We start from the raw sequence: 18,241 nt of genomic DNA, 5'->3' as shown, positions 1-18,241 counted from the left end.
CGCTTAAAAATTGAAATCTATATCCTCTGATATAACACTATCTTGTTGTTTGTATTTGATTTCCAAAACCATATCGTTTATTTCCATGTATTGATTTTGGACTATATAGTTAATAATTTTAAAATAATCATCAGCCATTCTTTCAATAGATTTTTTATTGAAGATCCTTGTACAATATTCAAATCTCATAACCATCTCTTTATTCATTTCTCCCGCTTCAAGTGTAAGGTCAAATTTAGATATTTTTTTATCCATACTATATGGCTTTATACTTAAACCTTCTATCTGCACCCCATCACTATTGCCATCACTAACATTCTGCATTACAAACATTACATCGAATAGCGGATTATGACTCGTATCCCTTTTTATATTCAATTTCTCTACCAATTCTTCAAACTGATAGTTTTGATTTTCAAATGCCATTAGAGAGCTTTCCTTTACTTCCTTAAGGAATTCATTAAAACCTCTTTTTCCTACGGGATGATTCCTCATTACAAGAGTGTTTACAAACATTCCAATTACATTTTCAAGGTCAGCATGTGGTCTTCCCGATATTGGGCTTCCGACAATTATATCCTCCTTACCTGTGTACTTCGAAAGAAGTATATTGTATGCAGACAACAAGACCATAAACATAGTTGAACCTGTTTCTACTGCGATATTATTTAGCTTTAGAACTAGCTTACTATCTAAAGTTAAAATTACGCTATCTCCTTCAAAACTTTGCACCTCTGGTCTTTGGTAATCTGTAGGCATATTTAATGAAGGCACTCCATCCTTAAACAAATCTAACCAGTATTCTTCCTGCTTACCCATTTTCCCATCAGTTATAAGAGCATTCTGCCATTCTGAGAAATCCTTATACTGTATTCTTGGTATTTTAAGATATTCATCGTTGTATAACGCTACAAACTCTTCTATCATTATTTTCATAGATATACCATCAGATATTATGTGATGCATATCATATGAGAGTATGTGCTTGTTGTCATTTATACTTACTACCATGACCCTTAAAAGCGGAGCCATTGTTAAGTCAAAGGGACCAACAAACTCCTTTAATATAGTTGGTACTTCTATGTCCTCTACCTTAACGTATTTAACACTGAACTCAACCTTATCGTGTATTATTTGTACAGGTGCACCCTCTATTATTTCAAATGTTGTTCTAAAAGCTTCATGTCTTTTTATAAGTTTATTGAAGGTTTTTTCGATTTTTTCTTTATCAATACTTCCTAATATTTCAACAGCATCAGGAGTATTGTAACTTACCGTTGCTCCGTCCTTTTGACTTAGTAAATACATTCTTGTCTGTGCCGGTGAAAGAAAATAAAAATCCTTTTTTTCCACAGGTTCTATAGAAATATACATACTACTTTGTTCATTTTCTATATACTTCGCAATTCCTTTTACTGTAGGTGTACTGAATATCTGTCTAAGAGGAATTTCAATATGCAATTCCTTATATATTTTTAATACTAATGTTGTGGCTTTTAGAGAATGTCCTCCAAGGTCAAAGAAACTATCGTTTATACTAATTTTTTCCTTACCCAATATCTTCTGCCAGATTTCCACTATCTTTTCCTCATTCTCATTTGTAGGCATTTCATATTCTACACCAGTTACAATGTTACCATCAGGGTCAGGAAGTGATTTCCTGTCTACTTTCCCATTTGTTGTTAATGGTAACTTGTCCAAATTTATGAAATATAAAGGTATCATATAATCTGGAAGCTTATTGGAAAGGTAATCCTTTAATTCAGATACTGTGATTTCCTGTTCGGAAACTATATATGCACAAAGATATTTACTACCTTCAGTATCTGTTTTATCGATTACTACTGCATCTTTTATAAGATCATGCCTTTGTAATTGGCTCTCAATTTCACCAAGTTCTACCCTATATCCTCTTATCTTTACCTGGTGATCTTTTCTTCCTAAAAATTCAATATTCCCATCAGGCAACATTCTGCCTAAATCTCCAGTCCTATACATCATACTTCCTTCAGTATTTTGAAACCTGTCAATTACAAACGACGACATTGTCTTTTCTTCATTATTCATGTAGCCACGTGCAACTCCTACGCCACCAATATATAATTCTCCTGCAACTCCTCGAGGTAACACCTTTTGATTATCATCCAATATATAGAAATAATTATTATCTATAGGTATACCATAAGGAATACTAGTTTGATATTCTATTACTTTATCTATTGGATAATAATTAGACCAGACAGTACCTTCCGTAGCTCCACCAAGACTTATTACTCTAGCATTTGGAAAAAATTTTTTAAGTCTCTTAGGTAGTTTTACAGGAATCCAGTCACCGCTCATAAACACAAGCCTTAAACTACACTGAGTATACTCTTCTCCATTTTCCTCAAGTGCGTTAATAAGATAATTCATTGTTGTCGGAACTGAGTCCCAGAAAGTTATTTTTTCTTTCAAAATAATATTTGTTAATTCATTAGGATTTTGAATCTGTTCCTTCTTAGCGATAACTATTTTTCCCCCGGATGCAAGAATACCAAATATGTCATATACGGACAGATCGAAACACATTGATGTTATGAATAGCAGAGTGTCTTGCTCGTTTATCTGAAACTCCTTGTTTACCCAAGCTATTAAGTTTACAGCTGAATGATGTTCAATCATTACTCCTTTAGGAACACCTGTGGATCCAGATGTGTATATGATGTATGCAAGCTCTTTTGAATCTTTGTACATGTTCAAATTTTTCGTAGAATAACTGCTCATTTGTTCATAGTCAATCTCTATTTTGCTAAGGATTTTATCATCCTTTAGATCGTAGCCCTTCTCTATAACCATTGCAGTTATTTTTGCATTACTTGCGATAATGGACTTCCTTTCAATTGGATATTCTGGATCTATTGGTACATAAGCAGCGCCAGCTTTTAGGATTGCAAACATCCCTATTATCATCTCGCAGCCCCTTTGTACTATTAGTCCTACATTTTCCCCGGGCCTTACTCCTCTGTCTACTAGCATCCTAGCAAGCATGTTGGATTTCTCATTCAATTCCTTATAGGTCATTGTTTTGTCTTCAAATACTAACGCAGTATTATCTGGCGTCTTAACTGTCTGTTCTTCAAATATCTGATGCATTGTTTTTTCTTTAGCATATTCAACAATTGTATTATTGAATTCATATATTATTTCATTTTTTTCTTTTAAGGTCATAAGTTCTTCAACATCTATTGTATTTACGTTATCATCTGCAAATTTCTCAAGTATTCTAGTATACAGCTTCAATGCCATATCTATATCCTCTTCATAGAAATAACCAGGATCATATTTTATTTGCATACTGAATATATCCATTGTTTTTGATACTTCTAGGTCAAATAATGTGTTTGTCATCTCATTTGATTCTATATGAAGATCATAATCTGATTCTCCTAAAGAAGCTTCGCCTTCTACATCCTCTAACACATGGAAGTCTGTAAAGTTGAATAATGTATCAAAAATTGGGTTTCCGACACTGCCGCCGTCACCTGTGATATTCGCAATGTCCGATAGGAATAATTCATGTTCCTTTAGGTCTCTAAGGCATTTCTTTACATCCTCAATCATTTTAGATTTATCACCAGAATCGTCAAGCGTAATCCTTACAGGTATTGTGTTTAAGAAACATCCTAGAATTCCTTCTGCATCTTCTATTACAGGCCTGTCATGTGTTACTAGTCCAGTTATAACATCTCTTTCAGTTGATGTTATTCCAAGTAAATATATATAGGCGCCGAAACAAATATCCTTCACTGAACAACTGTACTTCTTTGCTTGCTCTTCTAATTTTTTAAGTAAGATTTCTCCAAGATCTCCTTTATATATTCTACCTCCGCTTATACCGCTTATCCTTTTACCTGAGAGGTTAAATGGCACTTTATTACGTGAATAATCTTGAAGAAATTCCTTCCAAAATCCCTGACTCTTTTCTGATGTTCTTCTAATCAAATTTATAGCTACATAATCCTTATAGCCGCTATTCAATTTTTTCATTTGACATGTTTCGCCTTTTATTAGCTTACTAAATATTTCAATAAATTCTTTATTAAATATAGACACGCTCCACCCATCTAGTATTGCATGCTGAAAACTTAAAATTATGAAAAAATCATTTGCATCTACTTTAAATAATCTCATTCTCCATAATAGATCATTATGGAATTTAAACTTATTATTTATATCTTCTCTTAAGTAATCCCTGATATTTTCTTCCTGATTACTCTTAGATAGTCCTACAATATTCTTCATAATTACGTCTGGAACTACATTTTTAAGTACAACCTGAATTGGCATACTGAAATCCTCTGTAATAAATACAGTTCTTAATATTGGATGCCTATCAACTAGCAACTTTAAAGCCTTTATGTAGATATCCATATCAAACATTTCAAATTTTATTTTGAATATAAATTGATCATGATATATTGGCTCATCTGGTCTAAGTTTTGAATAGAAAACCATTCCGTTTTGAATCTGACTTAAAGGATAGAAATCCTCCCACTCCTTAGGCAACATAGATATCTGCCTCTCGTCACTTAATATTCCTTGCTTTATTTCTTCTATAAGCTTTAATCCACTTTCCATTTCGTTATTTCTATTCATACTTAATGTATTATCAACAGTAGCTGCAATCTCCCTTATTGTCTGGTTAATATAAATATCTTTTATTTGAAAATTACTTTTTAGTGCTTTATTCATACTATATATAATACTAATAGCCTTTATAGAATCTCCACCAATTGCGAAGAAATTATCATTTATTCCTATTTTTTCTAATTTTAAAGTTGTCTGCCAAATATCCACAAACGTCTCTTCAATTTCATTTTCAGCTGTTGAATATTCTACCCCTATATTTATGCTGTTATCAGGTTCTGGTAATGCCTTTCTATCAACCTTACCATTCGATGTTAAAGGTATGGTATCAAGTTGCACAAAATAGGACGGTATCATGTACTCAGGTAATTCTATTAATAAGTGCTTTCTTATATCTAAGACAGTTATATCTTTTCCACCTACTATGTATGCGCAAAGATATTTTTCTCCATCTATACGCTCACCAGCTAAAACTACAGCTTCCTTTATTGAAGCATGTTTAAGAAGTTGATTTTCAATCTCTCCAAGCTCTACCCTATGTCCTCTTATTTTCACCTGATGATCTATTCTACCAAGATATTGCATTTCACCATTAGACAAAAATTTAGCCAAATCTCCCGATCTGTATAATCTTTCTCCAGGTACATAAGGATTTTCTATAAATTTCTCCTTAGTAAGCCCTGGTCTTCCGATATATCCTCGACAAACTCCATCTCCACCAACACATATTTCTCCAGGAACCCCTATTGGTAAAAGGTTAAGGTCTTTATCCATTATGTATGTAGTTAGTGTAGGTATAGGCCTTCCTATGTTGCTAATATTACAATCTATCTCCTGGTCTGTTATCTCTTTGTATGTAACATGTACCGTTGTTTCTGTTATTCCGTACATATTAATCAATTTGGTTTTAGCATATTTCTTTCTCCAGGGTTTTAATACTGCTGGTTTTAATGCTTCAGCGCCGAATACAATATATCTAATATTTAGTTCCTTTTCCTCATTTCTCATTTCTTCTATTATCAAGTTTGAGAAAGCAGTAGGTGTCTGATTCAATACTGTCACTTTTTCGATTTTAAGTAAATTAAGAAACTCTGCTGGATCTTGAGCAATATGCTTTGGCACTATTACGAGTTTTCCTCCATACAAAAGTGCCCCGTACATTTCCCATACTGAAAAATCAAAACTCATTGAATGGAACATTGTCCATATATCATTGCTATTGAAGTCAAATTGCATTCTTTCATTAAACATTAACCTCACTACATTGCGGTGTTCCATCATTGACCCCTTTGGTTTACCAGTTGTACCTGATGTATAAATTATATAAGCTAAGTTATTACTAAAATTTATACTCTCAATATTCAACTCGCTACCAAAAAATATATCTTCATTACTTAAATCTATTACTTGAATAAACTGCTCATTTTCTATAACGCACTGTTTTGTATCAACCAATAGCACTGTTGCTTTGCTATCTTCAAGCATATAGTTTATTCGTTCTTCAGGATAACTTGGATCTATAGGCAAATATGCTCCTCCAGCCTTTAATATACCCATTATCCCCACTATCATAGCAATAGATTTATCTACCATTATGCCCACTATTGTTTCTGATTGTACTCCCTTACCTCTCAGCACTCTTGCCAGTCTATTTGATTTTTCATTTAATTCTCTGTATGTTAGGTGATTATCCTCAAATGTAACTGCTATATTGTCTGGAGTTCTCTCAACCTGTTCCTCAAATAGCTGATTTATTGTCTTATCCTTCGGATAATCAGCTTTGGTATCGTTAAAATCGAATAAGATCTGCCTTCTTTCATTCTCAGGAAGCATTTCTATTTCTGATATTTTAATTTCTGAGTTTTCAATTACCCTATACAATATGTTTATATAATGGCCAATTAACCTATTGATAGTCTCTTTCTTGAATAATTTTGTACTGTACTCAACATCAAAAATTATCCCGTTCTTTATCTCTTCAATATTCATGGTTAGATCAAATTTGGACACCTTGTTATTAACTTCAAATGTAGTAAATTTAAGTCCTTCAATATTTATTTCCCTATTACCTGTATTCTGCATTACAAACACTGTATCGAATAAAGGGTTTCTACTTAAATCTCTCTTTATACCTAATTTTTCAACCAACATCTCGAACTGATAATCTTGGTTTTCATATGCTCTTAATGAATTTTCTTTAACTTCCTCTACAAACTTGTTGAAAGTTTTTTCCCCGTCAGGATAATTTCTCATGGTAAGCGTGTTTATGAACATGCCAACAATTTTTTCTAGGTATGCATGAGATCTCCCTGCAATAGGGCTTCCAACTACAATATCTTCCTGACCAGTGTATTTATATAATAGTATATTGTAAGCTGCAATCATAATTATATAAAGCGTGGAACCGGTCTGTTTTGCAAGAGCGTTTAATTTTTCGATTAATTCCCCTTCTAAAGAAAGACTTACACTCTCCCCTTCAAAACTCTGTATTGTTGGCCTTGGATAATCTATTGGCATATTTAGTACAGGTATCTCACCTTTGTATACATCTAACCAATATGCTTCTTGATTTCTAATTTTGCCTGTTTCTATTTGGTTATTCTGCCATTCTGCAAAGTCCTTGTACTGTAGTTTCAATGGCTTTAATTCTTCTCCGCTATAAAGTCTGCTTATTTCATCAATTATTATACTCATGGTTATCCCATCTGATATTATATGATGCATATCAAACGCGAATATATGTTTCTCAGCACTTATATTAATTATTTTCACTCTCATAAGCGGTGCTTTATCAAGTTCAAATGGTTGTATAAACTCTTCTAATATCTTTGATAGTTCATCCTCATTGGCTTGTACGTGCTCTACCTTGATTATAAACTCTTCGTTAACCCTCTGTATCAATTCGCCATCTACCATATCAAAGGAAGTCCTTAATGCTTCGTGCCTTTGTACTAGTTTGTTGAACACTTCCTGAAATTTTTCATTATCTAGAAAGCCTGTAACTTCTAAATATACAGGCATATTATAATTTATATTAGAACCTTCTATTTGATTTAATACATATAATCTTTTTTGTGCCGATGACATGGAATAATATTCCTTTTTTATTGTAGCCTCTATTGGACAATACTTTTCCTTACTGTCTAAATATTGAGACACATCAATACCTTGTTTTTTTAATAACTCTTCAAGTAACTCTCTCTGTTCAAGCGTCAACTCATTAAGACTATTCAATGTATCCATTATTCTTTGCTCCTATCATTCTTTACTTCTTCTAAAAGCTTTTGCACTTCTGTTTTAGAGAGTGCCATTACCCTATTCAATGCTTCAGCAATCTTTCTTTCTTTATCTTTATCTTTATCTTTACTATTTTCTAATTTTTCTGCTATCTCTCTAACTGTTGGAGTTTCAAAGAATTCTTTTATCGGTATATCCATTTGTAGTTCAACCCTCATACGATAAATAACCTGTGATGCTAAGAGAGAATCCCCACCTAGTTCAAAGAAGCTGTCGTTTATGCTAATATTATCTATTCCCAGTAAATCACTCCATATATATGCGATCCTTTGCTCTAAATCATTTCCTACTATTTCATATTTGTTAATACTTCCTTTATTTAAACGAAGTTTCTTTTCATTATTAGTATTATTACCGATTACCCATTGCTCAATTCTCTGTTTCAATTCTCCTACAGAAACCACAATGTTTTTCATCATACAGCATTTTAGTATATGTTCAAGAACTTCAGTCCCCTCCTCAGGAGCTATATAAAGTCCATCTGGACTTTCAAACTTGTCTGAAAATGCCCATCCGTCCCAGTTTACACTTACCCATGAAATAATTTTTTTAGCATTATTATCTCTTACAAATGCATCCATAAAAAAGTTTGCAGCTGAATAAGCAGTGAGTCCAAGTCCTCCTAATACTGCTGATAAAGATGATACCAAGAGGCAAAAATCAATATCTGTATCTCTTAAGGCTTCTTCCAAAACATACGTTCCATGTATTTTAGATTTAAATTGTTCTTCCACTTTAATCCTTTCAATCTCTTGAATAGAATTATACGTATCCTCACCAACAACACCTGCTGCATGTATTACACCATTTATTTTACCGAATTTCATAATTGTATTTTTTATAACTTCCTTAATCTGTTCTTCATTTGTAACATCTGCTGAATACACCAATACTTCGGCACCCATATCTTCCATCTGCTTCATATTAATTATTTTAATACTCGTTGCATCTTCTGGTCCTTTTGAATCAATCCACTGTTCCCATTCACTTTTTGCGGGGAACTTAGATCTTCCAACTAATATCAATTTAGCCTTATATTCCTTTGCAAGGTACCTTGCAAATACAAGACCTATATTTCCAATTCCTCCAGTAATAAGATAAACGCCTTCATTTTTAAGATAGCCCATTACATTATTCTCTGCTGGGTTAACCTTTTCGAAATCCTGTTTCCATCTTGTATTTCCCCTGTAGGCAACAGCATATTCACTACTAATTACAGCCGTCTCATTTATAATGCTGTCTAAAACATACTCTTCACTTTGTATTTTTTCAGACTCAGTAATATTAATGTCAATGTTTAAACATGATAAATTTATATATTCCTGCGGTATTACCCTACAAGGTCCCATTACCGTAGCCTTCTCTGGGCATAATGCCTCCCCAATGCAGACTTCTTGCATATTACTGGTTACTACAGATATTTTCACAAAATCAATAATATTTAGTTTACTAATTGCTTTTGTTATATTAATTAAACTGTAGAAACCCTTGTCTTGAGATTCGTCAAAACCTTTGTTTCCTTTTTCTGTGTCATAAACACTCCACATGTGTATGATTTTTTCAGGCAATTTATCTGTCTCTAAAAGAGATTTAAACAATTCTACATACTCTTCACTTTTATTAGGATTTAGTAAATAGTTCCCATCACCTTTAATTTCATACCTATCCCCTAAGAATACCAATGTTACTTCATTATTTTTATTTCCTAGTTTTGTAGCAATTTTGTTACCTAATCCATATGAATCAGCAAAAATCAACCACTTAGATTCACTAGCATCCTTAACTCCAATAGGGATAGAAGGTTTCCAGTAAGGAGTATAAAGCCATTCCGAGATTTCAGGGTTTTTTGATATTTTTTTAATAATACCTGTACTTGTTTTTATACTTTTATCAGCTTCAATCCAATACTTCTGTCTCTCAAAAGGATAAGTGGGTAATGGTATTCGTAGACGCTTTTCGTCTTTATATATTTCAGCCCAATTCACCGAAACACCCTCTGTCCATAATTTCCCGAAAGCACAACATAATAATGCAGAATCTGAACCTTTATACCGTGGATGCCTCATAGTGGATATAACACGGGAACTTTTAATTTTTTCCATTTGATGCCTTGCTAATGTGACTAAGTTATTCCCTGGTCCAACCTCGACCAATAATGAACTAGTATCTCTAAGTAGTTCTTTTATTCCTTGAGAAAACTTCACTATCCCAACTAAATGTGTTGCCCAATATTCTGGATCTGTCGCTTCCTCATTTTTTAAGAATTCACCAGTTAAATTAGATATTATTGGTATTTTAGGTGCATTCAACTTAACCTTTTTAAGTTTTGCAATAAATGGTTCAAATAAAGAATTCATCATTTCTGAATGAAATGCGTGTGATGTATGTAAGCGAACAAAGCATATGCTATTTTTTTTAAGTTCTAACTCAATACCCTTCACCTTCTCCTCTGGTCCCGATATTACACATGAAGTAGGGCTATTTACTACGGCAATTGAAACTCCCTCGCAAAGAAGCGACTTTACATCTTCTTCATTTGCAGATACTGAGGTCATAGCCCCATGAGGTTGTCCTTGCATCATCCTTCCTCTTGCCGCTATCAATGGCACGATTTCATCAAGGGAAAACACTCCTGAAATACAAGCGGCAACATACTCTCCTAAGCTATGTCCAATCATAGCATTTGGTATTATTCCATATTTCATCAATGTTTTAGATAATGCATACTCAATAGTAAATAAAGCTGGCTGCGCTAAATATGTTTGATTTATCTGTTCATTTACCAAGTCATTTTGGCTTGGATATATGATTTTTCTAAGGTCAACGCCTATATGAGGTTCAAATATTTGAGAACATATGTCCACTTGTTCTTTGAATGTATCTTCAGTTTCATAAAGTTCCAGGCCCATATTAACATATTGGGCTCCTTGACCTGGGAACATAAATACTATATTTTTAGTACCTATTTCCCCACTTCCCGCTATTATACGTTCATGATTGGATTTACTCATTATATCTGCCGCATCATCTCCACTACTGCAAACTACTGCTTTTCTAAAGTCAAACATTTTTCTCCCCATCTGCAATGTATAAGCTGCATCAGCTATATCAATATGAGGATTTTTTTTGAGGTGATTTGCCAAATTAGTAGTCATATCCCCTAATGCTTTTTCAGACCTTGCTGATAGCAGTACAGTATGGCAAGACTTGCTTGAGTGTGATTTTTCTATTTCTGGCGCTTCTTCTAAAACAGCGTGAACATTTGTTCCTCCAATACCGAACGAACTAACCCCAGCCCTGCGTGGTATTCCATCAACTTTCCACTCAGCTGCCACTTTTGGTATATAAAAGGCACTTTCATCTAATTTCATTTTTGGATTAGGCTTTTCAAAATTAACGCATGGAGGAATTGTCTTATTTTTAAGTGCTAGGGCCGTTTTTATGACTCCTGCTGCACCTGCTGCAATATCTAGATGTCCCATATTAGCTTTCACGGAGCCAAGAGCACAAAACCCTTTTCTTTTAGTATTACTACGGAATACCTTATTTAGAGCTTCAAATTCAATAGGATCACCTAATGTGGTCCCTGTACCATGTGTTTCTATATATCCAATAGTGTCAGGCTTTACTCCGCCTACTTCTAGTGCTTCATATATAACATTCGCTTGCCCATCTACACTAGGGGCAGTATAACCAATTTTTAATGATCCATCATTGTTTACTGCCGTTCCTTTTATAATAGCGTATATATAATCTCCGTCCTCTACTGCATCTTCAAGTCTTTTAAGTAATACAACTGCTGCGCCATTTCCACCTACAGTACCATTTGCCTTTTCATCAAATGGTCTGCAATGCCCATCGGGAGAAAGTATGCTACCTTCCATGTACAAATATCCGCTTTTTTGAGGAATACCAAGGCTTATCCCTCCTGCTAATGCCATATCACACTGATAGTTTCTTAACCCTTGGCATGCTAGTGAAATGGCAAGAAGGGATGTAGAACATCCTGATTGAACAGTCATGCTCGGACCTTTGAGATTAAGCTTATAAGATACCATTGTTGATAGGAAATCTCTTTCATTCCCTATCAACAATTGAATCTCATTTATTTTTTTTGCCGAATCAGTGGTTGAAGCAATATTCATTAAGTATGTATTAAAGCCTTCCCCACCATAAACTCCAATTCTTCCATCGTAAGCTTCAGAATTATATCCTGCATTTTCTAAAGCTTCCCACGTACATTCCAGGAAAATGCGGTGCTGAGGATTAAAAATCTCAGCTTCCTTTGGATTAAGCCCAAAAAACTGTGAATCAAACATCTCAATGTCTTCTATAATCGCTCCAGCCTTTACATAATTTGAGTCATTATATAGAGTAGGATCCACATTAGCTTTTTTCATATCTTCATCCGAGAAAAATTCTATGGACTCAACACCATTCTTTATATTTTCCCATAATTCATTCATGTCACTGGCTCCAGGGAATCTTCCTGAAATTCCAATGATTGCTATATCTTCACCAATAACCTCTTCTGCCGAATTACTCATTTAAGGTCCTCCTATCTCCCATTCCTTTTGCTGCTTGGTTTCTTCTCCGTGCCCTACTCGAGACTTCTTCAAAGGAGGATGATTCTACTTCATTATCCTCACCTAGTTGTTTAGCCATTAATGATATAGTTGGATACTTGAACATGGTCATCACTGTTATCTTATCTTCACCTATATTGAATTGTGACCATATCTTGCTTACAACCTTCATTATAAGTAGAGAGTTTCCACCTATGTCGAAGAAATTGTCATTTGTTCCGATTTTCTCTACTCCAAGCACTTCGTTCCATATACTTACAAGTTTTTTTTCTGTTTCATCATCTGGGGCAGTATACTCAACTCCTGTATTAATTGTTGCATCAAGTTGTGGTAATTCATTTATGTCTACTTTTCCATTAGGAGAAAGTGGAACCTTATCAAGTTGTACATAGAATGATGGTATCATGTACTCTGGTAGCTCACTCGAAAGATGTTTCTTTATATCAATTACAGATATTTCTTTTTCACATACAATGTATGCAACGAGGCATTTATTCCCTCCATTATCTAATTTAGCTGTCACTACCGCTTCCTTTATTTGGATATGATTCAAAAGCATATCTTCAATTTCTCCAAGTTCTATCCTGTTGCCTCTGATCTTAACTTGATAGTCTGTTCTACCCATAAATTCAATGTTACCGTCATCAATCCATCTAGCATTGTCTCCTGTGCGATACATCCTGCCATTTTCCTTAAAGGGATCACATACAAATTTCTCATCTGTAAGTTTTTGCATGTTTAAGTAACCCCTAGCTAAACTATCACCTGCTATGAACAATTCACCCACTACCCCAGTCGGTTGAGGTTTGTTATTTTTATCAAGAATATAAATTTGAGTATTATATATAGGCTTACCGATAGGTATATTGTTTTGATTACTCTCCACAGTAAAACTTGTTGCAACAACGGTACTCTCAGTTGGTCCGTAATTATTAACAAGTTCATAATTTTTTTTAACAAACTGATTGAGTTTATCCCCTCCAGTTAATAGCTTTCTTAGAGATGTGTTATTTAAATCCATAAACTGCTCACAAATCTGTGTTGGCAAAAAGCTGATGGTTATATTATTTGACTCAAAGTAATCATTAAGTTTTATAGTGTCTAGCTTAATATTATCTTCTATTATATGAATTGAAGCACCGGTAATAATATATGGGAATATTTCCCAAACAGAAGCGTCAAACCCGAACCCTGCGTACTTTGTACTACTATCATCTGCTGTTATTCCATAATTCTTTATATGCCAATTGCATAAGTTAACTAGTGACCTGTGCTCTACCATAACCCCTTTTGGCTTTCCTGTTGTACCAGATGTATAAATTATATAGGCTAAATCCTTTGAGGTATTTACACTTTCAAGCTTAAAACCATTTCCAGTATATATTTCTTCATCATCTAGATTTATTACTGTAACAGTTTTCTTATTATCACTTGTTAAATTCTCAACCAATTGTGAATTGGCAATTGAGCTATTAGTAAGCAAAATACTTGTTTTACTATCCTCAATCATGTATTTAATTCTTTCATATGGAGTGCTAGCGTCTATTGGCAAATATGCTCCACCCGCTTTTAATATACCTAATATGCCTACAAACATTTCAAAGGAACCTTCTACCATTATCCCAACTATATCTTCTTGTTTAACAGACAAACTATTTCTTAATGTGTTAGCTATAAGATTTGATTTATTATCTAATTCAATGTAAGTAAGAGTTTTCCCCTTAAATACTACTGCGGCATTGTCAGGTGTATTTTTTACCTGTTCTGCGAAAAGATCAAGTATTGTTTTGTCCTTCTGGTATTCAACAGTTGTATTATTGAAATCTTTTAATAAAATCATCTGTTCTTTTTCGTTTAATAATAGTATTTCATGGAGCTTCTGATCAGGATTTTCCGTAATCCTATTCACAATATTAAGAAAATGAGCTGAAAATCTTTCAACTGTTTCCTTTTTATAAATTTTTGTAGAAAATTCAAAAATCAATTCTATTTCGTCATTTCGCTCTATTGCAATAGCCGTAATGTCGAATTTAGATGTTTGGGTTTCTACATCCTCAAGTTTAAATTTCAAACCAGCTATTTCAGTCTGTCTAAATTCCATGTTAAGTAAAGCAAACATAGTATTGAACAGTGGACTTCTGCTCATATTCCTGTCTATGTTAAGTTCATCCACAAGGTCATTGAACTGATAATCTTGATTGTCAAAAGCCTTTATAGATCTTTCACTAATTTCTTTCAAAAAATCTCTAAATGACTTACCACTTTCTGGGTAATTACGCAATGCAAGCATGTTTATAAACATACCTATTATGTTTTCAAGGTCAGGATTAGTTCTTCCAGCTATAGGTGATCCTACTATTATGTCTTCTTGTCCTGTATATTTTGACAACAGTACATTATATGCTCCAAGTAATACTGAAAATAAAGTTGTGCCTGTTTTATTTGCTAACTCTTTTAAAGATTTAGTAGCATGTGCATCTATTGTAGTTCTTACCTTGTCCCCTTCAAAGTTCTGTACTGAAGGTCTTGGATAATCAGTAGGCATATTTAGTACTGGGAGCTCACCTGATAGTTCATCTAACCAGTATTCCTTTTGCTTTTTCATTTCATCACTTGTTAAAAAGCTCTCCTGCCATGCCATAAAATCCTTATACTGAATGTTTAGTTTAGGAAGCTCTTTTCCCTCATATAATGCCACAAACTCTTTTATGAGAATATCCATAGAAACTCCATCTGATATAATGTGATGCATATCAAACATCAGTACACTTTTACCATCCTTTAAGTTAACAAGCAAAGCCCTAAGGAGAGGAGCAGCTTTAAAGTCAAATGTGTTTACAAACGTTTTTCCAATTTTACTAAGTTGATCTTTATCGCTTTCTATATAATTCATATTAAATACAACATCTTTATGAACCCTTTGAACAAGTTCATCATCTACAAAATCAAATGATGTACGGAAGGACTCATGTCTTTCCACAATAGTATTTAAAGCCTTTTGTGTACGTTCCATATCAAGCATTCCATCAATAAACATTGCCATAGGAACATTATATGTGTCTCCGATGCCTTCTACCTTATTTACAAGATACATCCTCTTTTGAGCAGAAGATGCAGCATAGTATTCTTTTTCATCAATAGATTCAATTGAAACATATAATTTTTTCTCACTGTGATCTATGTTACTTGCAAGTTCCCTTATAGTTGGATTTCTAAATATTTCTTTCAATGGTAATTCAACATGCAACTTCTTACGAATCCTAAATACAAGTGTAGTAGCCCTTAGAGAGTGACCACCAATTTCAAAGAAATTATCATTTACGCTAATCTTACTGAGGTCTAAAATTTTCTTCCAAATTTCAACCAACTGAATTTCTGTATCACTTGATGGCTCTTCAAATCCGGTGCTTGAAGAAATACCTTCAAATGTCTTTGGGAGAGCTTTTCTGTCAATTTTACCATTTGAAGTTAAGGGCATTTTATCCAACTGGACAAAGTAAGAAGGAATCATATAGTCAGGTAATGCATCATTTAAACACCATTTTAGCTCAGGTGTAGGAATCCTTTCAGCTGCAACAAAATACTGTATAAGGTATTTGCTACCATCTGTATTATCCATTGCAATAACTATTGTGTCCGTTACCTGTTCATGAGTTAATAGCTGACTTTCTATTTCACCAAGTTCTATTCTAAAGCCTCTTATTTTCACTTGATGATCTGTTCTGCCTAAAAATTCTATATTACCATCTGGTAGCCATTTTGCAAGATCACCGGTTTTATACATTCTGTCATCTGCTGAATAAGGGTTTTTAATGAATTTTTCTTCTGTAAGTTCAGGCATATTTAAATATCCTCTTGCTAGTCCTACTCCAGATGTACATAATTCTCCAGGAATTCCTATAGGGCAAAGGGTATTGTGCCTATCTAATATATAGCACTTAACATTGTTAATTGGTTTTCCAATTATAACCTTCGTATTTTGAGATGTAAATTCATATACAGTAGTACACACGCTATTTTCAGTTGGTCCATACTCATTTATTAATCTAACATTATTCAATTTTTCAAAGTGTTCTTTCACGAATTCCTCATTAAAATTATCTCCTGCAATTGTAACAATTCTCATTTTCTTTAAGCAATCAGGAGCCTCATCTAGTAGCGTTTTGTAAAGACCAGGAGTAATTAAGAAATTTGTTACTTCGTGTTTATTAATCATATTCTTTAGATATACTATATCAAATCTGCTTTGTTGTTCTATAAGTACAAGCTTTGATCCACTGATAAGAGGGGTAAATATATCTTCAACTGAACTATCAAAAGAAAAAGAAGGAATTTGTAGCACAACATCTTTTTCATTAAATTTATAATAATCTCTTCTCCATGACAGAGTATTTACAATAGAACTATGTTCTATCATTACACCCTTAGGTTGTCCCATAGATCCTGAAGTGTATATAATGTATGCTAAGGAATTCACTTTGCAGCTTTCTTCAAGGTTTACACCATTATTACTAAATGAATCTTCCTTACTTAATGATATTACATTTCCCTTAAATTTAATGTCTTTATCAAGAGCGCTCTTTACTAGTAAGATTTTTGTACTACTATCATCTATCATAAATTGTTTTCTTTCTGTAGGATATTCTGGGTCAATAGGTAAATATGCTCCCCCTGCCTTTAATACTGCTATCATACTTACAACCATCTCTATTGATCTGCCAATCATAATCCCAACTATGCTATCTTGAGTTGAAACTCCTACTCCTTTTTCCTTTAAAACTCTTGCAAGTTGGTTTGCTTTATCATTTAGTTGGCTATAAGTAAACTCTCTATTCTTTCCTTTAACTGCAATATTGTTTGGTGTCAGTTTAACTTGTTCCTCAAAAAGTCTATTAATTGTAGCCTCTTTGGAAAAAGATTTAGGTTCCAAAACATTGTTAAAATCATATAACAACGTATTTTTTTCATTTTCTTGTATTATATCAATTTCTTTAAGTTTCAAATTAATATTGGATATTCCACTAACTAAAATATTCTTCAAATGATTAATCATTCTTTCAATAGTATTTTTTTCATAAAGTGATGAATTATACTTAACTACTCCTTTAATACAGTCCCCATTATTGTTAAATTGTACTACTATATTCGTTTTAATCTCACTCAAATACTCAATATCATGAATGTTTTCAAGAAGTAAAGCCACATCAAAAATTGGAAATCGATTTTTACTAACGTCCATTCCAAGCTGATAGAGAAGTGTTGCTATTGGATAATTTTGATTTTCAGAAGCTTCAAATACAGTATCCTTAACCTCTAATAGAATCTCTTTAAATGTAGCTTCTCTGTCAATTTTATTTCTTAATGCAACTACCGTATTTATGAATTCAGCCTCTTCTTCCTGCTTAAATATGGGTGCTCCTACTACAATATCTTCATTTCCTGTATATTTATAAAGAAGAATGTTAGTTCCAGCTACAAGAATCATAAATAGCAATGGATCAGATCCATTGCTTATTTTTATAAGCTTTGTATAAATATCCCCCGAAAAGAAGAACTCAAATGTACTTGCTTCATCACTACCTGTTGTAGCCTCTTTATAATCATGGGGAATATAGCTTTTAACAAGTTCTCCTGATAACTTCTTAAGCCAATATGCTCCTTCTTTTATATGCTGGCTCGCGGCTACTGCTGTTATTCCAGATTTACTCATAATTTTCCTCCTCCAAAAGTAC

General features: G+C 33.4%; 3 protein-coding genes. All 3 read right to left on the bottom strand.

Translation table 11 applies throughout. The features are described 5' to 3' along the window. Window positions 1-3 precede the first annotated feature (3 nt). Genes ACWJJ7_RS02530 through ACWJJ7_RS02520 form a run of 3 tightly spaced genes read right to left on the bottom strand, consistent with a single transcriptional unit; the run spans window position 4 to window position 18,219 of the window. Window positions 4-7,869: an amino acid adenylation domain-containing protein gene (locus ACWJJ7_RS02530; protein ID WP_462963790.1), complete on the bottom strand. Its 7,866-nt coding sequence runs from the start codon at window positions 7,867-7,869 to the stop codon at window positions 4-6. After that, complete coding sequence (locus ACWJJ7_RS02525) at window positions 7,869-12,470, bottom strand: SDR family NAD(P)-dependent oxidoreductase (protein WP_462963789.1); 4,602 nt, start codon at window positions 12,468-12,470, stop codon at window positions 7,869-7,871. Before ACWJJ7_RS02525 ends, ACWJJ7_RS02530 begins: the two co-directional genes overlap by 1 nt. After that, window positions 12,463-18,219: an amino acid adenylation domain-containing protein gene (locus tag ACWJJ7_RS02520; RefSeq protein ID WP_462963788.1), complete on the bottom strand. Its 5,757-nt coding sequence runs from the start codon at window positions 18,217-18,219 to the stop codon at window positions 12,463-12,465. The genes ACWJJ7_RS02525 and ACWJJ7_RS02520 overlap by 8 nt, the downstream gene beginning before the upstream one ends. Between the last annotated feature and the right edge of the window lie 22 nt (window positions 18,220-18,241).

Source organism: Clostridium sp. CM042, from assembly GCF_055080995.1.
Note: the sequence above shows the minus strand (reverse complement) of the source record. Positions and strands in the feature narration are given on the sequence as shown.